At 69.2% G+C, this 19895-nt stretch carries 19 protein-coding genes; 7 read left to right on the top strand and 12 right to left on the bottom strand.

Translation table 11 applies throughout. The annotated features are described in order from the left end of the window. Positions 1-2: 2 nt before the first annotated feature. The 4 genes from A5697_RS14105 to A5697_RS14090 are packed head-to-tail and all read right to left on the bottom strand — an operon-like array spanning position 3 to position 4662. On the bottom strand, positions 3-1895 hold the full coding sequence (locus A5697_RS14105) for a lysophospholipid acyltransferase (RefSeq protein ID WP_068011015.1): 1893 nt from the start codon (positions 1893-1895) through the stop codon (positions 3-5). Continuing rightward, on the bottom strand, positions 1892-3718 hold the full coding sequence (fadD11, locus tag A5697_RS14100; RefSeq protein WP_068011014.1) for a fatty acid--CoA ligase FadD11: 1827 nt from the start codon (positions 3716-3718) through the stop codon (positions 1892-1894). The genes A5697_RS14105 and fadD11 overlap by 4 nt, the downstream gene beginning before the upstream one ends. Before the next feature lie 60 nt (positions 3719-3778). Beyond that, positions 3779-4258, bottom strand: coding sequence for a VOC family protein (locus A5697_RS14095; protein WP_082953393.1), 480 nt, complete (start codon positions 4256-4258; stop codon positions 3779-3781). 14 nt (positions 4259-4272) lie between these two features. Next, on the bottom strand, positions 4273-4662 hold the full coding sequence (locus A5697_RS14090) for a helix-turn-helix domain-containing protein (protein WP_066953289.1): 390 nt from the start codon (positions 4660-4662) through the stop codon (positions 4273-4275). A 55-nt stretch (positions 4663-4717) separates the two neighbouring features. Here A5697_RS14090 and A5697_RS14085 point away from each other — a divergent pair, with 55 nt between their 5' ends. After that, entirely contained in the window at positions 4718-5164 is a 447-nt protein-coding gene (locus A5697_RS14085; protein WP_068011012.1) for a PPOX class F420-dependent oxidoreductase, read from the top strand. 50 nt (positions 5165-5214) lie between these two features. After that, positions 5215-6090: an MBL fold metallo-hydrolase gene (locus A5697_RS14080; RefSeq protein WP_231972068.1), complete on the top strand. Its 876-nt coding sequence runs from the start codon at positions 5215-5217 to the stop codon at positions 6088-6090. 203 nt (positions 6091-6293) lie between these two features. Here A5697_RS14080 and dnaE read toward each other — a convergent pair whose 3' ends face one another. The 4 genes from dnaE to A5697_RS14060 all read right to left on the bottom strand — a co-directional run bounded on the left by dnaE (position 6294) and on the right by A5697_RS14060 (position 12374). Continuing rightward, complete coding sequence (gene dnaE, locus A5697_RS14075) at positions 6294-9827, bottom strand: DNA polymerase III subunit alpha (RefSeq protein ID WP_068011007.1); 3534 nt, start codon at positions 9825-9827, stop codon at positions 6294-6296. A gap of 65 nt (positions 9828-9892) precedes the next feature. Beyond that, complete coding sequence (locus tag A5697_RS14070) at positions 9893-10324, bottom strand: SRPBCC family protein (protein WP_067948009.1); 432 nt, start codon at positions 10322-10324, stop codon at positions 9893-9895. A gap of 201 nt (positions 10325-10525) precedes the next feature. Next, positions 10526-11329: an SDR family oxidoreductase gene (locus A5697_RS14065; protein ID WP_067948007.1), complete on the bottom strand. Its 804-nt coding sequence runs from the start codon at positions 11327-11329 to the stop codon at positions 10526-10528. A gap of 4 nt (positions 11330-11333) precedes the next feature. After that, positions 11334-12374: an SDR family NAD(P)-dependent oxidoreductase gene (locus A5697_RS14060; RefSeq protein WP_067948005.1), complete on the bottom strand. Its 1041-nt coding sequence runs from the start codon at positions 12372-12374 to the stop codon at positions 11334-11336. A 285-nt stretch (positions 12375-12659) separates the two neighbouring features. Here A5697_RS14060 and A5697_RS14055 point away from each other — a divergent pair, with 285 nt between their 5' ends. The 3 genes from A5697_RS14055 (at position 12660) to A5697_RS14045 (ending at position 14556) form a co-directional block, all read left to right on the top strand. Continuing rightward, positions 12660-13070 (top strand): group 1 truncated hemoglobin, encoded by a 411-nt coding sequence (locus A5697_RS14055; RefSeq protein WP_068011006.1) that lies wholly within the window; start codon positions 12660-12662, stop codon positions 13068-13070. Between the two features lie 74 nt (positions 13071-13144). Then, complete coding sequence (locus A5697_RS14050) at positions 13145-13774, top strand: lysozyme inhibitor LprI family protein (protein ID WP_068011004.1); 630 nt, start codon at positions 13145-13147, stop codon at positions 13772-13774. A gap of 20 nt (positions 13775-13794) precedes the next feature. Then, complete coding sequence (locus A5697_RS14045; protein WP_068011054.1) at positions 13795-14556, top strand: class I SAM-dependent methyltransferase; 762 nt, start codon at positions 13795-13797, stop codon at positions 14554-14556. Positions 14557-14632: 76 nt separating this feature from the next. Here the strand turns inward: A5697_RS14045 and A5697_RS14040 are convergent, their stop codons facing one another. After that, positions 14633-15559: an RluA family pseudouridine synthase gene (locus A5697_RS14040; RefSeq protein ID WP_068011002.1), complete on the bottom strand. Its 927-nt coding sequence runs from the start codon at positions 15557-15559 to the stop codon at positions 14633-14635. After that, positions 15552-16139: a signal peptidase II gene (gene lspA, locus A5697_RS14035; protein WP_082953392.1), complete on the bottom strand. Its 588-nt coding sequence runs from the start codon at positions 16137-16139 to the stop codon at positions 15552-15554. The genes A5697_RS14040 and lspA overlap by 8 nt, the downstream gene beginning before the upstream one ends. Positions 16140-16209: 70 nt before the next feature. On the opposite strand from lspA, the gene A5697_RS14030 reads away from it, so the two are divergent. Continuing rightward, positions 16210-17136 (top strand): asparaginase, encoded by a 927-nt coding sequence (locus A5697_RS14030; RefSeq protein WP_068011052.1) that lies wholly within the window; start codon positions 16210-16212, stop codon positions 17134-17136. On the opposite strand, the gene A5697_RS14025 is transcribed toward A5697_RS14030, so the two are convergent. Beyond that, complete coding sequence (locus A5697_RS14025; RefSeq protein WP_197501002.1) at positions 17101-18486, bottom strand: DNA polymerase IV; 1386 nt, start codon at positions 18484-18486, stop codon at positions 17101-17103. The two genes, A5697_RS14030 and A5697_RS14025, sit on opposite strands and share 36 nt — an antisense overlap. A gap of 49 nt (positions 18487-18535) precedes the next feature. On the opposite strand from A5697_RS14025, the gene A5697_RS14020 reads away from it, so the two are divergent. Beyond that, the gene (locus A5697_RS14020) at positions 18536-19033 is read left to right on the top strand and encodes a hypothetical protein (RefSeq protein ID WP_068011000.1); all 498 of its coding nucleotides are present in this window, start codon (positions 18536-18538) and stop codon (positions 19031-19033) included. Between the two features lie 18 nt (positions 19034-19051). Here the strand turns inward: A5697_RS14020 and A5697_RS27760 are convergent, their stop codons facing one another. Next, on the bottom strand, positions 19052-19774 hold the full coding sequence (locus A5697_RS27760) for a hypothetical protein (RefSeq protein ID WP_068010999.1): 723 nt from the start codon (positions 19772-19774) through the stop codon (positions 19052-19054). Positions 19775-19895: the final 121 nt, after the last annotated feature.

Raw genomic sequence — 19895 nt, 5'->3', positions numbered from 1 at the left:
GTTTACCGCGCCCCGGCCAGGCCCGCGATGGTGTTGACCCGCCGGACGGCGGTGGCGATCTCGTCGGCGAACTCGCGCCGCCGCCGCGCGATGTCCAGGTCCTCGAAGCCGTCCACCAGCTCGCGGTGCCGGGCCAGTCGCAGCGCGGTCTTGAACAGCTCCATCGACCTCGACTCGGCGCTGGCCATCCTGCGCTGCAGCTCCCACTGCTTGCCGACCTCGAGGCACTCGGCGAGAAAGGCGTTCTCGTCGAAGGATTCGTCCTCGTAGGCGGCCAGCCGGTCGGCGACGATGTGGTAGGCGTCCAGGAACGGGCGCAACACCAGGTGCGCCAACAGCAGGTCGGCCTTTTCCAGTAGCCCGCGCACATCGGCCGCGTTGGCAGCCTTGCTCGTGTCTTCCACCCGCCCGAGCAGGCGCACTTCGTCGGCGAGCTCCTTTTCGAATTGCGCACGCGCGGAGAAGAGAAACTCGAATTTCAGCAACTCGCGCAGGGCCAGCGCCTCGTCTCGTACGCGTGTCGGCTGCACCAGCCCGTCCACCGAAGCCTCGGCGTCTTCGATGGCCGCCAGCAACGCCGTCTCGGCGATGGCGCGATCGACCACGATGTGGATGGCGGTGTTGCGGTAGAACGCCGCGACCAGGTGCTGGTCTGCCCCGATGCCCCAAACCGGTTCGGTGCCGGCGTCGTACACGCTGACCACGCCCGAGGCGACGAGCTGATGCAGCGTCCAACGGATGGTCGAGCGATTCGTCAGGTCGGCGGCGCCGGCCACGCACCAGTTTCGGGCCGCGATGTAGCTCGCCAACGGTCGCACGGTGGCCAGCACCTCGCTGATGGACAACGAGCGGTCGGCGCCGAGCAGCGCGAGGCTCACCACCGCGGTGGGGGTGACCGGGGTGGCGCGGTTGATCCGGTGCTCGACGTCCAGCGCGATGCGTTCGATCTCGGTGCCCGTTCCGGACTCCTCGGCGCGCAGCTCCTCGAGCCGCTTGCGCAGCGGCAGCGGTTCGCCGAAGTCCAGGTACGCGCGGCCCAGCCGCTCGCCCTGCTGCCGCGCCAGCCGGATCAGGAAACGGAAGTCCTCGGGCCGTTTCGCGGCTCCGTAGGCCTCGGTGGTCATGGCCTCGACCTCGTGCAGCTGGTCGTACACGATCGAGGTGGGCACCAAATAGACTTCAGGGCCGTCGATTTCGTCGACGGCGTCGCTGATGTAGCGCAGGATCCCATACACCGGGGGACGCAGCTTGCCGGTACGGGTGCGGCCGCCTTCGATGGACCAGGTGAGATTGGCGTGGTTCTGCACCAGCTGCGCCGCGTAGGCGCGCAGCACGAACCGGTACACGGGAATGTCTTTGGTCTGACGGCGGATGAAGATCGTGCCGGTGCGCTTGGCCCAGGCGCCCATCGGGAAGAAGTTCAGGTTCGCCCCGCCGAAGGTGAGCGCGGCCGAGAGCCGGTTGGCCTGGATCACCTCCGGCAGCAGCAGACCGTCCAGGTAGGAGCGATGCGAAAAGGCAAACGCCAGCGTGGCTTTGCGATCCAGTTTGCGCAGCTGCGCGATCTGGTCCTCGTCGACCAGCACGTCGTAGGCCCGCATCAGCCAGCAACTGAAGCTGCGCCACGCCCTGACCGCCCGCTCGTCCAGCGAGGGTGCCATCTCCCGCAGGTAACTGGCGGCCTCGGCGCGCACGCTCGCCAGGTCGCGACCCAGCTCGTCGGCCAGCCCACTCAGCCGCTCGTCATACCACGGGGCGGCCAGCAGCTGGACGACCTCCACCGGGTCGGTCGTCAGCGGTGTCGTCGACTCCTCGACAATGCCGGTGCGCTGCAGCAGCTTTCGCACGCCGACCCGGCCGAACTCGCGCGCGGTCGCCCCCGGTCCCCCGCTCATGCCGGTTGCACCGTCGCGGCCGCCGACGGCTCGTGCACGTCCGGGTGTAGTTCGGGCGCGTAGAGCTCCTCGATCTCGCTCGCGTACTTCGCCATGATCGGCTTGCGCTTGAGTTTCATGGTCAGCGTGATCTCGTCTCCCCCGGGCTCCCAGAGTGAGGGCAGTATCCGGAAACGCTTGATCTGTTCCACCCGTGACAGTTTGGCGTTGCCCTCGGCCACCCCCGCGGCGATCCGGGAGATGACTTCAGGATGACTCGCCAGGGCCGCGGGCGACGCGTCGGCCAGGCCGTGCTGGGCCGCGTACGGTCCGACCGATTCGGCGTCGAAGACCATCAGCGCGGCGTTGTACGGCCGCCCGTCACCGATCGTGATCATCACGCCGACCATCGGACACGCCGCCAGCACGGTGTTCTCAATGTTGGCCGGCGACATGTTCTTTCCGGCGGCATTGATGATCAGCTCCTTCTTGCGGTCGATGATCCTCAGGTAGCCCTCGTCGTCGACGTCGATGATGTCGCCGGTGTGCAGCCAGCCGTCGGCGTCGATGGCCTCGGCGGTCTTGGCGGGTTCCTTGCGGTAGCCCTTCATCACCAGCGGACCGCGCACCAGATATTCGCCGTCGTCGGCGATCTTGCCCTCGAGCCCGGGCAGCAGCTTGCCGACGGTGCCCAGGCGCGCGTCGCGTGGATGGCTGACGGCGGCGACGCAGCTCAGCTCCGACATCCCCCAGACCTCGGCGATGGGAATGCCGATGCCGAGGAAGAACGCCAGCGTCTCCTTCGGGATCGGAGCCGCACCGGACACCGCCCAACGGAGTTCGCCGAAGCCAAGCCGCTCGCGCAGCTTCGACAGCACCAACTCGTCGGCCTGGGCCCATTCGCCGGCCAGCTCGTCCGACATCTGCTCGCCGGCCAGCAGGGCGGCGGCGCGCTTGCCGGCCACCGACATCGCCCACTGCAAGGCCTGACGCTTGACCTCGTCCGTTTCGTTAGCGACGGCGAATTCGATTCCGGCCTTGAGCTTTTCCCACACCCGCGGCACCCCGCCCCAGACCGTGGGCCGCACATCGGGCAGGGCGGCGGCGATGGCGCGGATATCGGAGACGACCGTGACCTGGGCGCCGAATACTTCCAGGGCGTACAGACCCATCACCCGGTCGGCGATGTGCGCCGTCGGCAGATACGACGTGACCCGGTCACCGAACCGGGACGGCAGGACGGCGTTGAGGGCATACGCCTCGAACAGCAGATGGGCGTGGGTCATCTCCACGCCCTTGGGGTTTCCGGTGGTCCCGGACGTGTAGATGAGGGTGACGACGTCGTCGGGCCGCACCGCCCGCCAGGTCGCCTCGAAGTCGAAATCGGGCTGCGCCGCGGCGTACAGGTCGTCCAGCGAAATGGTGCCGGGCGGTGACCCGTCGATGCAGACGATGTGTTCGATGGGCGCGCCGCTGGCGCGGATGCGGTCCACGTACTGCTCCTCGCAGATCGCGACCTTCGTCCCCGCGTTGTCGAACAGGTACGTCAGCTGCTCAGCGGGCAGCGTGTTGTACACCGAAAACGAAGTGGCGCCGAGGTGTTGGGCACCGATCTCCAAGGGGTAGAACTCGACGCGGTTGGCCATCATCAGTGACACGGTGTCGCCCCGCCCGACCCCCAGGCCGGCCAGTCCGGCGGTGACTTTGCGCACCTGCGCCGCGAGCTCGCTCCACGTCATGGTCTGGGTGTCGCCGGGGGTGCGGAGCGCGACGGCGTCCGGATCGATCGACGCGCTGCGCTGGAATGCCTCGCACAGGGTGGCCGGGCGCTCGGCTGTCGTCATGGGTGTCCTCTCAGCTCTGCCTTCGTGAGCGTACGTCCGTGATCGGGGACGCGGAATGGATCACGCTGGATCCGGGCGCCAGAGCTGCAGCGTGCTCGATATGCCGGCGGGCAACTCCAGCAGTTCGATGGGGGTGCCGTCGGGGTCGTAGATGAAGAACATCCGCACCCCGCCGATGTCGACGGGCGGCTCGGCCCGGACGTCGGGGTGCTCACGCCGCACCACGTCGAAGGTGGCGTCGAGGTCGTCCACCCGGAACGAGACGTTGGTGTAGCCCAGGTGCGGCCCGCGCGGGCACTCGGGGACCGCGCCCAGCGACATCAACTCGACCATGGCGGCGCCGATCAACCCGCCGACCATGCGCCCCCGCTGCGCCACCCCACCGGTCACCGCATCCAGGCCGGCGCCGTCGAGCTCGACGTCGAACACGACGTCCATGCCGAGCAGCGAGGTGTAGAAGGCCAGCGACGCCTCCATGTCGGAGACGCCGATGCACACATGGGAGAAGCTCTGCACGGGGATGGTGGGCGGCTGACTCACGGGAGCTCCTTTGCTCAGGCGGGCAACGCGGTATGAATTCCACAGGTACACGCATCAATTGAGGGACACGTGCAGCGCATGCCCCACTCGATGACCGCCCGGGCCTGGGCCAGCGACTCCATTTGGGCATCGATTTCGGCGAGCTTGGCCTCCGCCAGGGCGCGGCTCGCCGGCCGCCCCGGTGCGTCGTCGGCGAACAACAGCTGGATCTCCTCCAGCGCGAAGCCGGCCGACTTGCAGAGCCGGATCACCTCGAGCCGGGCCAGCACCGAATCGTCGTAGCGGCGCTGCCCGCCCAGCCGCCCGGGCGGCGGCACCAAGCCGATCTGCTCGTAGTAACGCAGCGTCGTCGCCGCGACCCCGGCCTGGCGCGCCACCTCGCCGATCGTCAGCCGTGGACTCATCGGCCTCTCCTTCGACGCTTGACTTAGAGCCAACTCTAAGTCGTTGACTGATCTTATGCACACACATCCACTCAATGGGCTGGGCGCGGCACGCTACGCGCTGCTTCGATCGTTCCGCCGCGACGGCACCCCCGTCGACACCCCGATCTGGTTCGGGCTGGATGGCGACGCGTTGGTGTTCCGCACCAAAGTGGGGCCGAAGACCCGGCGGCTGACCACGCGCCGCGACGTCGAGGTCACCGCGTGCGACCATCGCGGCCGGGTCCGTCCGGGCGCGACGACGGTGGCGGGCCGCGCCACGATCCTGTCGGGCGACGACGCCGCGCGGGCCAACCGCGTCCTGCACAAACGGTATGGCTGGCAGTGGAACATCGTGCCGCTGATCAAGGTCCCGGGCGTCACCAACGTCCACCAAGACCTGTGCGTCCGCGAGAAGCTGAGCCGTGCGCGCGACCGGGGCGTGTGGCCCGACAGCGTCATCGTCCGGGTGGACGTGCCATGAGGCACGAGCCGGTCCGCTCCCCCTCGCTGCGCCAATGTTGCTCCGCCGCAATGGGATCGGTCTGGGGCGCGGTGCGTCCGCGACGGCCCGACCAGAGGTTCCTGCGCAGCGTCGCCGACGCGGGGCTGCCCGAGCCCAGGCGCACCGTCACGGTGACCGCGCTGCCCCAGGTGCCGCGATCGGTGCCGACCGCGGCGATCGTCGAGGGCACATTCACGCCCGGGCGCGTCGGGAACTCGATGACCTCGTTCGTCGTCAGCCATCCGGACGCCACCTTCATCGTCGACCCGGCCGTGTGCCGCGACGTCGAGCGGCGGGCGATCGCCCAACTACCCGCGGTGCTGCGCGTTGCCGTCCGCCCGCCCGCCGACACCGTTCCCACGGTCACGGCCCTGACCCGGCTGCCGGAGCCGCCGGCGTTGGATTTCGCCTTGCCGACCCACGCGCACTGGGATCACGTGTCGGGGTTGCTGGATCTGCCGGATCTGCCCGTTCATCTGCACCGCACCGAACGGGACTGGATCGGGTCCGGCCCCGTCGCGCCCGTCGGCGGTGTCCGCGATTCGCTGCGCGGACGGCCCGTGGTCGACTACGAGCTGGACGGGCCGCCGGTGCTGACCTTCGCCCGAAGCCGCGACCTGTTCGGGGACCGGTCCGTCCTACTTGTCGACCTGCCCGGCCACACCCCGGGCAGCGTCGGAGTGCTCGCCCACACCGGGCGCGGCTGGATCCTGATCGCCGGCGACGCGGCCTGGCACTGGCTGCAGATCGAGAAGGTCCGCCAAAAGGCAAGCTATCCGGGTGTTTTGGTGGACGAGGATCGCGACGAGGCGTTCCGGACGCTGCAGCGACTGCACCTTGCTCGGCATGCGGTGACCATCATCCCCACCCATGACCATCAGGCGGCACTGGGGTTGACCGCTTAGCGCGCGGCGAGTGTGCGGCTGCCCGCACAGTGGCGCGCGAGGGTGCGGCTGGCCGCACAGTCGGCATGCGGTGAGCGCAGATGGGCTGCGCGCGGCTGCGGTCCGGCGACGCCTGACGCCGAGTCCGCGAGTGTGAAGCTAATTTCACGCTCGGCCGCGAGTGTGCGGCTAATTTCACACTCGGCTTCGAGATGTGAGCCGGCCTAGCTGCCCAGGCAGCCCGGGCCGAGCAGCTCCTTGAGGTCCCCCATCAGCGCGGGCGACGGCGTCACCCGCAGCGAGGCGTCCAGCTCCAGGGTGGTGATCCGGTCACCGCTGATGAGCCGCAGGTGCACCTGGGACGTGCCGGGGTGCCGCGCCAGCACCTGCTTGAGCGCGCTGACCTTGTCGATGGTGCACTGCCGGGTAGGCAGGCTGACAGCGATCGGCCGGTTCGGTTGGGCGTTGGAAAAGTCCGGCACCACAAGCTCATTGGCGATCAGGCTGATGCGGTCGTCGCGGATGGCCACCTTGGCGTTGATCAGCACCACCGCGTCGTCGGCGATGTCGGCGCCGTAGGTAGAGTACGCGTGGGGGAAGAACATCACCTCGATGCCACCGGTGAGGTCTTCCAGTTGTGCTGACGCCCAGGGCATTCCGTTTTTGTTGACCCGCCGGTTGACCGACGCCAGGATGCCGCCGACCCGCACCTGGCTTTCATTGGGGACGTCGCCGTCGAGGATGGCCGGGATCTGGGTGTCGGTCTGCGCGGCCAGCAGGTGCGCCACGCCGTTGAGCGGATGCCCCGACACGTACAGGCCGAGCATCTCGCGCTCCAGGGCCAGCTTGTGTTTGTCCTCCCACTCGTCTTCGGGCACCTTGATGGTGAACACCGACTCGGTGCACCCGTCATCGCCGCCGAACAGGTCGAACTGCCCTATGGCCTCGGCCTTTTTGGTGCCCAGCACCGAATCGACGGCGTCGGTGTGCACCAGGAAGAGGCCCTTGCGGGCATGACTCAGCGAGTCGAACGCGCCGGCCTTGATCAGCGACTCGGTGACCTTCTTGTTGCAGGCCGAGATGTCGATCTTATTCAGGTAGTCGGAGAAGTCGGTGAATTTGCCCTTCTCGTTGCGGGTCTTGATCAGCGAGCCGACCACGTTGGCGCCGACGTTGCGCACCGCGCCCAGCCCGAACCGGATGTCCTGGCCCACCGAGGCGAAGTTCACCAGGGACTCGTTGACGTCCGGCGGTAGGACGGTGATGCCGAGCTTGCGGCAGTCGGCCAGGTAGACCGCGGCCTTGTCCTTGTCGTCGCCCACCGAGGTCAACAGGCCGGCCATGTATTCGGCCGGATAGTTGGCCTTCAGGTAGGCGGTCCAGTAGGAGACCAGGCCGTAGCCGGCGGCGTGCGACTTGTTGAACGCATAGCCGGCGAACGGAAGGATGGTGTCCCACAATGCTTTCACCGCTTTTTCGGAGAAGCCGTTGGCGGTCATGCCTTCCTGGAAGCCCTTGTACTCCGCCTCGAGCACCTCGAGCTTCTTCTTGCCCATGGCCTTGCGCAGCGCGTCGGCCTTACCCATCGTGTAGGAGGCGACCTTCTGGGCGATGAACATGATCTGCTCTTGGTAGACGATCAGACCGTAAGTCTCCGAGAGGATCTCGCGCAGCGGCTCCTCGAGCTCGGGGTGAATCGGCTTGATCGCCTGCCGGTTGTTCTTGCGGTCGGCGTAATCGTTGTGGGCGTTCATGCCCATCGGGCCGGGGCGGTACAGGGCGAGCACGGCGACGATGTCGTTGAACTCGGTCGGTTGCATGCGGCGCAGCAGGTCGCGCATCGGCCCGCCGTCGAGCTGGAACACCCCCAGGGTGTCGCCGCGGCCCAGCAGCTCATAGGTGGGCTTGTCGTCCAGCGGCACCGATTCCAGGTCGAGGTCGATTCCCCTGTTGGCCTTGATGTTGTCCAGGGCGTCGCCGATGATCGTCAGGTTGCGCAGGCCCAAAAAGTCCATCTTCAGCAGGCCGATGGCCTCGCACGACGGGTAGTCCCAGCCGGTGATGATGGCGCCGTCCTGCGGCCGCTTCCACAGCGGGATGGCCTCGGTGAGCGGCTCGCTGCTCATGATCACGGCGCAGGCGTGCACGCCGGCGTTGCGGATCAGGCCCTCCAGGCCGCGGGCGGTCTGGTAGATGGTGCGCACATCGGGGTCGGTCTCGATCAGGCCGCGCACCTCGGCGGCCTCCTTGTACCGCTCGTGCGCGGGATCGGTGATGCCGGACAGCGGGATGTCCTTGGCCATGATCGGCGGCGGCAGCGCCTTGGTGATCCGGTCGGCGATGGCGAAGCCGGGCTGGCCGTAGTGGATTCGCGCCGAATCTTTCAGCGCCGCTTTGGTTTTAATGGTGCCGAAGGTGATGACCTGGGCGACGCGGTCCTGGCCCCACTTGTCGGCGGCGTAGCGCACCATCTCGCCGCGACGACGGTCGTCGAAGTCGATGTCGATGTCGGGTGCCGACGGGCGCTCGGGGTTGAGGAACCGCTCGAACAGCAGGCCGTGCGGGATCGGGTCGATGTTGGTGATGCCCAACGCGTAGGCAACCAGCGAGCCCGCCGCCGAACCGCGGCCGGGCCCCACCCGGATGTCGACCGAGCGCGCGTAGTTGATCAGGTCGGCGACGATCAGGAAGTAGGACGGGAAGCCCTTGTCGCAGATGACCTTGATCTCGTAGGAGGCCCGGTCGATGTAGTCCTGGCCGACGCCGGACGGGAAGCGTCGACGCAGTCCCGCCATCACCTCGTGGTGCAGCCAGGTCGCCTGGTCGTGCCCCTCGGGCACCGGGAAGATCGGCATCCGGTCGCGCGGTGTCCACACGTCGTCGTAGGGCTGGACGCGCTCGGCGATCAAGAGCGTCGAGTCGCACGCGCCGGGGATCTGGTCGTCCCAGAGTTGGCGCATCTCGGCGGCCGACTTCAGGTAGTAGCCGTCGCCGTCGAACTTGAACCGGTTCGGATCCGAGAGGGTCTTGCCGGTCTGCACGCACAACAGCGCCTCGTGGTTGTGGGCGGCGTCGCGGGTGACGTAGTGGCAGTCATTGGTGGCCAGCGGCGGGATGCCCAGCTTGCGGCCGATTTCGAGCAGGCCCTCGCGGACCCGCTGCTCGATGGACAGCCCGTGGTCCATCAGCTCGAGGAAGTAGTTGTCCGCGCCGAAGATTTCTCTCCACTTGGCGGCCGACTCCAGCGCCTCGCGGTCGTGCCCCAGCCGCAGACGGGTCTGCACCTCCCCGGACGGGCAGCCCGTGGTGGCGATGATGCCCTCGGCGTGTTCGGCGATGATCTCGGCGTCCATGCGCGACCACTTGCCGAGCTGGCCCTCGAAGGAGGCCAACGACGACAGCTTGAACAGGTTGCGCAGCCCGGTGGCGTTCTCGGCCACCATCGTCATGTGCGTGTAGGAACCGCTACCCGAGACGTCATCGGACTTCTGACCGGGATCGCCCCAGGTGATCCGGCGGGTGTCGAAGCGCGAGCCCGGCGCGATGTAGGCCTCGACCCCGATGATCGGCTTGATCCCCGCCTTGGTCGCCGCGTTGTAGAACTCGCTGGCGCCGAACATGTTTCCGTGGTCGGTCATCCCGACCGCGGGCATTCCCAGCCGCTCCACCTCCGCCAGCATCGGCGAGATCTTCGCGGCCCCATCCAGCATCGAGTACTCGGTGTGGTTGTGGAGGTGCACGAAGGAGGAGTGGTTCATAGGGACGCCAGTCTATGACTGAGGACCGACGCCTTTCGGGCGTGTCGCGAAGTGTGTCTGCGTTTCTATCCGTACAACTCGACGAAGTTCTTCAACGACTTCTGCACGTCCCCCTTGACGGCCCGCGCCGCGGCCGAACCGACCGGCCCGAACAACGCGCGCCCGCCCAGCTCAAGGCGCAGGCCCAGCGTGGATCCCTCTTCGGCGGCTTGCACGGTGAGCGTGACGGCGTACTTGGCGCCGCCCTTGCCGGACCCCGAGAGCGCGACCTCGTGCGGCGGATCCCACGTGGTCACCGTCCAGGTCACCCGGTTGCGGAAGCCCTTCGCCCGGGCCACGCCCACCACCTGGACGCCCTCGCCGAGCTCCTCGGGCAGATCACTGCGCCACCCCTCGTGCATCACCAGCCAGTCGCCCAGGTCCGACAGGTCGGAGACGCGGTCCCACATCTCCTGCGGGGTCATCGGCACATCGGCGGTCAGGTCTACAGCGGCCATGACCGGAGCCTAGCGCGACCGCATCGTCACACCCGTCACTCAGGCCCCTGATCGGCGGGATGCGGAGCAGTGCCCGCCTCACAGCGACAAAATTGGCTACCGCCCTTGGAATCCCGGTTGTCGCTGTGAGGCGGGCACATCGTCGATCGCCCGGCGCAGCGACGGAAGTGACGGCTGTGACCGGGCGATCCTGGCACACGCTCAGCGGTTGGGTCCCCCGCGGAAGCGGCTGCCGATCCGGATCCCGGGCAACAGCAGGGTGCGCGGCACGAATCGCCCGCCGGTGCTGACGACCTTGGGCACGACGCCGGGCACCACGCTGCGCCTGCCGCCCAGCATCCCGCCGATCGCCGCCTCGGCAACCTCTTGGGGTGAGACCTGCGCGATGGGAATGCTGAACCGCTCGGCGTTGGCGATCTCCGCCCACTCCGTCGGCACCGGCCCCGGGCACAGGCACGTCACCGACACTCCCGTCCCGTGCAGCTCCTCGTGCACGGCTTCGGAGAAGGTCTGCACGAAGGCCTTGGTCGCCGAGTACACCGCCATGTAGGGCACCGGCTGAAAACCGGCGATCGACGCGATGTTCATCACCGCGCCGGCGCCGCGCTCGACCATGCCGGGCAGGGCGGCGTGGGTGAGTTCCATCAGGGCCAGCGCGTTGAGGGTGACCTCCTCGCTTTCGCGCTCGAGTGGCAGCTCGTGAAAGACCCCGCTGGTGCCGAACCCGGCGCTGTTACACAGGCCGGCGATCGGCTCGGCGCGCAGCCGGTCCGCCAGCTTCGCGCGGCCCTTGGGATCGCCGAGGTCCAACGGCAGCACCTCGACGGCCACCGAGTATTCCTGGCCCACCTCGTTGGCGAGTTCGTCGAGGCGTTCCCGGCGCCGCGCGACCAGCAGCAGCGGGAAGCCGCGACGGGCCAGGCCGCGAGCCAGTTCGGCGCCGATGCCCGACGAGGCGCCGGTGATCACGACGGTGGTGTCGATGTCAGGTTTCGGAAGGCTCATGATGTCACCAATGTATCCCGCGCGTCGCCCGCACAAACGTTTCGCTGCGTTTGTCGAATTGCGGTGAATCGCTTGGAGATTCGTCGCCCTTGGCGGCGTGGGAGTCGCCGAACATGGCGAACGCGCGGTTGCGCACCCGGTCCATCACCGCCGGGTTCACCGCGTCGGCGACGGCGGCGAATTGCCCGAACGGCGAGCTGGCCCGGCGGGGCCGGTGCACGATCGCGTCCGCGATCACCCCGGCCGCCTGATCCGGCGTCAGCGCCGGGAACTTGTCGTAGAGCGTGGTCGGGCTGATCATCGGGGTGCGCACCAGCGCCATGTGCACGGTGGTGAACTTCACGTCGTCATTCACGGTCTCGGCCTGCAGGGAGTCGCACAGGCTGTCCAGCGCGGCCTTGCTGGCGATGTATGCGCCGAAGCGCGGCGCGCGGGTCTGCACGCCGACCGAGGAGACGTTGATGATGTGCCCGAACCCCCGTTCCCGCATGCCGGGGATGAATTTGAGGATGAGCTGGACCGCGCCCAGATAGTTCAGCTGCATGGTGCGCTGATAGTCGTGGATGCGGTCGTAGGACAGCTCCAGCGAGCGCCGGATCGACCGCCCCGCGTTGTTGATCAGGATGTCGACACCCCCGAGGTCTTTGAGCACCTGATCGGCCATCTCGGCGATCGCGTCCATGTCGGACAGGTCGCACGGGTAGACGTGGGCGGTGCCACCGTTGCCCTCGATTTCAGAGGCGACCTTCTCCAGGTTCTCGCGGGTGCGGGCGACCAGCACGACCACGCCGCCGGCTTCCGCGATCCGCTTCGCGGCGGCCTCGCCGATGCCCGACGATCCCCCGGTGATCAGGACGGTCTTGCCTTTTACTGCCTCGTCGAGCGTGCGGCCCTGTACCGCGTCGAGCAGATTCCTCAGATAGAAGGGTCGGTAGCGGCCCGCGGAGTTCGGCGTGTTGACGATGTGGGATACCGCCGCGATCGGCTTCTCCACTAAGTTCGCGAGCGGCTTTTCGACGAGATTCGTTAGGTCACCCAGGTTCATCGGCTTTCGCTCCTGATGATGTCGGCCCCCCGACCGCAGCTGGCCTGCCCGTTGACCATGAGCTCCTTGCGGGGCGGTGTGAACGATGTGACGTGCGTCATTAAGCCAACCTAGGACATCGGGTCGGGGGCCCGATGCAAATTTCTGGCATGTAACGCGGGCCCCGCGTCTCACGCCGCGGCCTGCACGACCGTCAAGAGTGGGCAATCCGCTTGTTACGCAAAGACATCCGTGCGTGATCGCGAACTAACTGACGGGCAACGCCGAAATGTTCCAATCGGGCTTATGAAAATTCTGGCACGCTTCCGCAAACCACAGCCGGCCGCCGTCTACGACCGGATCGGCGGGCACGAGGCGATCGAAGTCGTGGTCGAGGACTTCTACGTCCGTGTGCTTGCCGACGACCAACTCTCCGGATTCTTCACCGGGACCAACATGAACCGGCTCCAGGGCAAGCAGGTCGAGTTCTTCGCCGCGGCCCTCGGTGGGCCCGAGCCCTACACCGGCGCTCCGATGAAGCAAGTGCACCAGGGGCGCGGCATCACGATGCACCACTTCAACCTGGTGGCCGGGCATCTGTCCGACGCGCTCGCCGCGGCCGGGGTCCCGCCCGAAACGGTGACCGAGATCATCGGCGCCATCGCGCCGCTGGCTCCCGAGATCGCGACGGGCGAGGCGAACAAAGCCACCGTCTGACGGCTGCGCCGAGATTGCCGGCAATCTCGGCGTGTCGCGCGCGAGCTGCGGCCCGCAACCGGTACTCAGCACGTATGCGACTGCTCGCCGTCATCGTTGCGGCCCTGATGCTGGGCGCCTGCGGTGCGAAAACGACCCCGCCGTCGGCCGGCACCACCACCGAAACAACCACCACCACTGCCCCGCCGACCGCGGCGGCACTCGACTGCGCCAAACCGGCCAACGCGGCGCAGCAGTTGGTGTGCCGCGATCCGCAACTGACCGACCTCGACCACCGCCTGCAGGCCGCCTACCAGCAGGCCCTTGCCCGGCCAGGCGCGGACCAGGCCGCGCTGACGTCGGCGCAGAACGGCTGGGCGACCACGCGCGACGGGTGCGCACAGAACCCCGCAGCGCGCACCTGCCTGGTCGAGGCGTATCAGACCCGGCTGGACGAGCTGGCCATCGCCGACCCCGGCACCCTGAGCCCGCCCGTCGTCACCTACCAGTGCCCCGCCGATGCGGGGCCGTTGACCGCGCAGTTCTACAACGACTTCGACCCGCCGGCGGCGGTGCTCAACTGGAAGGGCAACCAGGAGATCCTGTTCCTCGAGCCGTCGGGCAGCGGCGCCCGATACGGCCGGCAGGGTTACGAATACTGGGAGCACCAGGGCGAGGTCAAGCTCGATTTGAACGGCACCAAATTCGTCTGCCCCGCGCCGTGAGCGTGCCTAGCATGCTCGGCATGGGTCGCACATTCGACGACCTCGTGGCGGAGGCGGACGCGGCTCCCGTCGACGGCTGGGACTTCTCCTGGCTGGACGGGCGGGCCACCGAAGAACGCCCGTCGTGGGGTTACCAGCGTCAGATGAGCCAACGGCTGGCGAGCGTGTCGGCCGCCTGCGACATCGACACCGGGGGCGGCGAAGTGCTCTCCGGCGCCGAGAGATTTCCGCGCACGATGGCCGCGACGGAGTCATGGCCGCCCAATGCGGCCCTGGCCACCCAACGCCTGCATCCCCGCGGCGTGGTGGTCGTGCTGACCGGGGGCGAGCCGCGGTTGCCGTTCGCCGACTCGGCCTTTGACCTGGTGACCAGCCGCCACCCGATCGCGGTGCGGTGGCCCGAGATCGCCCGGGTGCTGCGACCGGGCGGCACCTACTTCGCCCAGCAGATCGGGCCGGCGACCATGGCCGAACTCGTCGAATACTTCATCGGGCCGCAGCCGGAGAAATGGGCCGAGCTACACCCCGACGTCCAGAGCGCCGAAGCCGAGGCCGCCGGGATGGACATCGTCGATATGCGCATGGAACGAATGCGGGCCGAGTTCTTCGACATCGGCGCCGTTATCTACTTCCTGCGCAAGGTGATTTGGACGGTGCCGGACTTCACGGTCGGCGCCTACCGGGAGCGGCTGCGCGAACTGCACGAGCGCATCGAGGCCGACGGCCCGTTCGTCGCGCACTCCGTGCGGCTGCTCGTCGAGGCGCGCAAGCCGGCCGAGTGATCGCAAGCGCGGCGAAGCCGGGCGCTGGGGGCACCCCCAGCGAAGCGCGGGGGACGGGTCGCGACCATCAGAATGATCAGCCCTCGGCGCGCAGCACGTCCAGCGCGTGCTGCAGATCGGCCGGGTAGGGACTGACGATCTCGATCCGCCTACCGTCCGCCGGATGGGCGAACGACAGCGACCGGGCGTGCAGCCATTGCCGTTGGAGCCCAAGCTTTTTCGCGAGTTTCGGATCAGCTCCATAGACGAGGTCACCGCAGCACGGGTGGTGCAGCGCGGAGAAGTGCACCCGAATCTGGTGCGTGCGACCGGTTTCCAGGTGCACGTCGAGCAGGCTGGCGGCGTGAAAGGCTTCGATGGTGTCGTAATGGGTGAGGCTGTGCCGGCCATCCTTGGTGACGGCGAACTTCCACTCGCCGCCGCGGTGCCGCCCGATCGGCGCGTCGATCGTCCCGCTCGACGGGTCCGGATGCCCCTGCACCAGCGCGTGATAGCGCTTGTCCACCGTGCGCTGCTTGAACGCCCGCTTCAGCACGGTGTAGGCGCGCTCCGACAGCGCCACCACCATCACCCCGGAGGTTCCGACGTCGAGGCGGTGCACGATGCCCTGCCGCTCCGGCACGCCCGAGGTGGTGATCCGGTAGCCGGCGGCGGCCAGCCCGCCGAGCACCGTGGGCCCGGTCCACCCGACCGACGCATGCGCGGCCACCGCGGCCGGCTTGTCGACCGCGACGATGTCGTCGTCGGAATACAGGATCGTCATGCCCTCGATGTCGACCGGCGTGTTCTCCACCGGCGCCGGGGCTTCGGGCAGGCGCACCTGCAGCCAGGCGCCGCCGGTCAGCCGGTCGGATTTGCCGGCCTGCACGCCGTCCAGCTCCACCCCGCCGTCCTCGGCCAGGGCGGCCGCGGCGCTGCGGGACAGCCCCAGCAGGCGCGCCAGCCCCGCATCCACGCGCATGCCCGCCAGCCCCTCGGGCACCGGCATGGAACGGTCAGTCATTCGCGCTGGTCGGCCTGCGCCTGCCCACGGTGTCGAAGTCGTAGCCGAAGATCGACAGCACCACCAGCAGGATGGCGCCGCCCACCACCGAGGGGTCGGCGACGTTGAACACCGGCCACCAGCCGACCGACAGGAAGTCCACGACATGGCCGCGCAGCGGCCCGGGCGCCCGGAAGAAGCGATCCACCAGGTTGCCCATGGCGCCGCCGAGGATCATCCCCAGCCCGACCGCCCACCAGGGCGACACCAGCCGGCGTCCCATCCAGAAGATCCCGGCCACCACTGCGGTGGCGATCAGCGTCAGCGCCCAGGTGTATCCCGTCGCCATCGAGAACGCGGCCCCGGAATTGCGCACCAACGTCCAGGTCACCGTGTCGCCGATGATCGGCACCGGCTGGCCGGGGGGCAAAAGTTTGACGGCGAGCACCTTGGTGACGACGTCCAAGGCCAAGACGATCGCCGCGACCGACAGCAGCAGGCGCAGCCGCCTCGGCGGCCGCTTCGGGTCGGCAGCGGCGGCGTCGGCGGCCTCGTCGGTCGACGTCACGGGCTCAGTGGATCCGGTGGGTTCCTCGGGCACTCTCACATCATCCCCCAATGCGGACGCGGGCTGGCCGATGTTCGCGGTCGGCGTGCGCGATGATCTCACCATGGGCCGGCTCACCGTCATCGCCACCGGAGGCACGATATCGACCGGCACCGGCGCGGACGGCGTGCACCGGCCCTCGTACGGCGCGGCCGACTTGGCGGCCGGTCTCGACGTCGACGTCGTCGACGCGCTGGCGTTGGACAGCTCCCAGCTGGTGCCGGCCGATTGGGACCGGATCCGCGGCGCCGTGCGGGCGGCGATCGACGGCGGCGCCGACGGTGTGGTGGTCACGCACGGCACCGACACCATGGAGGAGAGCGCGCTGTGGCTCGAGCTCACCCACGCGGGCGACGTCCCGGTGGTCCTCACCGGGGCGATGCGCAGCGCCGACGCGCCCGACGCCGACGGCCCGGCCAACCTGCGCGCCGCTCTGGCCGTCGCGGGGCACCCCGGCGCCCGCGGCCTGGGCGTCCTGCTGTGTTTCGCCGGCCGGGTGCTGCAGCCCCTGGGCCTGACGAAGGTGGCGACCAACGACCTGAGCGGCTTCGCCGGTGAGCTGATCGGCACCGTGAATGGCGGCGTCACGCTGGCCGGCACCAAGACCCGGCCCCAGCTCGGCGAGCTCACCGCGGCGGACGCGCCCCGGGTGGACATCGTCGCCGCCTACCTGGGCAGCGACGGGGTGGCCCTGGACGCGTGCGTGGCCGCCGGGGCGCGGGGCCTGGTGCTCGAGGCGCTGGGTTCGGGTAACGCCGGCGACGCGGTGGTCGAGGCGGTGGCCCGCCATTGCCGGGCCGGGGTCGCCGTGGCGGTGTCCACCCGCGTCCCGGGCGGGCGGGTCGGCGCCAGCTACGGGCCCGGCCACGATATGGCGGCCGCCGGCGCGGTGATGGTGCCCAGGCTGCGGCCGCCGCAGGCCCGGGTGCTGATGATGGCCGCGCTGGCCGCGCGGCTACCGGTCGGCGACGTCATCGCCCGCTGGGGCTGACATGTCGGCTTCGAGCGCGCCCAGGTAGTCCGGCCAGTCCAGGGAGTCGACCGGGTTCGCCTTGGTCAGCTCGGCGGTGTCGGCGGGGAACGTCCGCGCCGCGCCCGGCCCCGAGGCGCGGGTCTCGAACCGCACGGTGACCACGCCGTGGCCCGCGCCCTGCACCCAGCCGTGCCCGAGCTCGCGGTGCGACACGTCGTCGCCCACCCGCCACGGCGACCCCGCTTCGGCCACCGGTGCGAACATGGCCTCGGCCGCGGTCTCGACTGGATATTCCTCCGAGGTCTCCCCCGCCAGGTCCAGATCGGGGAACAGCGACTCCTGGCGCACGTCGCTCAACCCCGAAAAGCCCACGCCCAGTAGGCGAATCGGCCCGATCTCACGGGGATCCAGCAGCAGCCGCCGGGCCACCGCGACGAGCGCGCCGGGCTCGGTCGTCGCGTAGGGCAGAGTCGCCGAGCGGGTCAGCGTGCTCATGTCGGACTTCTTCAGCTTCACCGTGACCGTGCGGGCGCCGCGGCCGTCGCGCAGCAGCCGCTGATGCGCGTGCTCGGCGATCGGGTCGATCGCCTCACGCAGCTGCTCGAGGCTGGTCAAGTCGACGGCGAAGGTGGACTCGGAGCTGATCTGTTTGGCTTCGGCGCGCTCGGCGACGGGCCGGTCGTCGATGCCGAGCGCCAGGCGGTGCAGCGCCGGCCCGATCGTCGCGCCCAGGATGTTGGCGGCCTCGGCGTCGGTCAGCGCGGCCAGCTGACCGATGGTGTCGATGCCGAGTCGATTCAGCTTCTCCTCGGCGACCGGGCCGATGCCCCACAATCGCCGCACCGGCAACCCGCCGAGCAGCGACCGCTCCTCGGCGCGCCGGACCACCCGAATGCCGTCGGGCTTGGCCAGGCCCGACGCGATCTTGGCGATCTGCTTGCCCGAGCCGGCGCCGACCGAAGCGATCAGGCCGGTCTCGGCGCGCACCCGTCGGCGCAGGTCCTCGCAGAACGCCTCGACGTCCTCGGCGGACGCGCCCGCGAGGCGGGCCGGTTCGCCGAAGCCCTCGTCGAACGACAGCTGCTCGACCACCGGCACCACGCTGCGCACCGTGTCGAAGACGCGCCGGCTGGCCACCCCGTACACCACCCCGCGCGGCGGCAGCACCACCGCGGTCACGCCGATCAGGCGGCGGGCCTGATGCATCGGCATGGCGGAGCGGGCGCCGTACACGCGGGCTTCGTAGCTGGCCCCGGCGACCACGCCGCGCCCGCCCAGGCCGCCGACCAGCACCGGCCGTCCGCGCAGCGTCGGCCGGGTGAGTTGTTCGACCGAGGCGAAGAACGCATCCATGTCCAGGTGCAGCACCCAACGGGACTCCACACTTCGAAATGCTATTGGTCTAGCGTCGTTGGGTATGGAGGCTGACGGCACCGACGCGTCGAGGTCTCGCTGGGAGCGCCTGCGCCATCAATGGGATCAGCGGCTGCAGCCCGGCGAGCAGGCCACCGTGCTGGCCTGGACGTCGTTCACCCTCACGTTCGCCGGACTGCGGGCGCTCACGCACTGGATCCGCGCCGGCCACGGCCCGTCGGGTGGTGGTATGTCGATGGGCGGCAGGCACTTTCACCACTACAACATCGGCATCGGGATGCTCGCGACGGTGGGCGGCGTGGGCCTGCGCGGAACCGACAGGCAACGCCGGCATCCGGTAGCGGCCGTCGCGTACGGCGCCGCGAACGCGATGATCGTCGACGAACTCGCCCTGCTCTTGGACCTCAAGGATGTCTACTGGGCGCGCGAGGGCCGTGAGAGCGTCGACGTGGCGGTCGGCCTCATCGCCACCGGCGCGACGGTCGTCGCGGGTATGCCGTTCTGGCCGCACGCCCACCGGGCGCTGCGCTCGCGCGCGTAGCCCGCAGCGGCGGCGATCTCAGGGATGCTGCAGCGGCTCCGGGTGGATCGGCTGCGGGTGGACCGGTTGCGGCGGGTGGACCGGTTGCGGCGGGTGACAGGCGAAACACTCGATCGGGGGGTGGCCGCCACCGCTCGGGGCGGGCTGGCCGCCGCCCTGCTGACTGCCGCCTTGCTTGGGTGGCACCGGAATCGGCACGGGCACGGGCACGATCACCGGCGGGACGTTGACGGTCACGTTGGGAGGAGGCGGCGGGGCGCCCGGATCGGCCGGGGCGGGGGGACCGGCCGGGGCCACCACGGGCGCCGGCGCGGGCCCGACCGCGACGGGTGTGTCCCCACCGCTGACGGGTGCGGGCGAGACGTGCTCGGCGTCGGGAGGGGTGGGCGCCGGGGCCGGCGGCGCAACGGCGCTGGGCGCCGGCGTCACCGAACCGACGCTGGAATTCGGAACCACGACGGCAGGCCTCTGGTCCTTGGAGCCCCACCCGTCGACGAGTATCAGGCCGAGCCCGGTGACCGCTCCGAGCGCTCCGACCAGTGCCCCGGCCACCAGGGCGTTTGTCGCCCTCGAACGTGGCTTCGCGGTCGAGGAGTCCGCACTCTCGACGGGCTCGGACAGCGAACCGTCCTCGATCTCGGGGTCGCCCAGCGGGCTCGACGCCCACGCCTCGGCGACGGTCAGATCGTCGTATGGGTCGGCGGCGAAGGTCGTCGACTGGAAGCCTTCGATGGTGCTCATGGCGTGTTCCTCAAACTGTGGTCGCGACCCCCGGTGGGTCGCCGTCACAGGTAGGAGCAGCCAGCCCCGGCGGCGCGGACACTTTTTTCGGAACCTCTTCTCCGCGACCCCCACGCGCGTT

The organism is Mycobacterium sp. E3251, from assembly GCF_001666835.1.
In the GTDB taxonomy this organism is placed as follows: domain Bacteria; phylum Actinomycetota; class Actinomycetes; order Mycobacteriales; family Mycobacteriaceae; genus Mycobacterium.
This window is presented reverse-complemented; position numbering and strand designations above follow the sequence as displayed.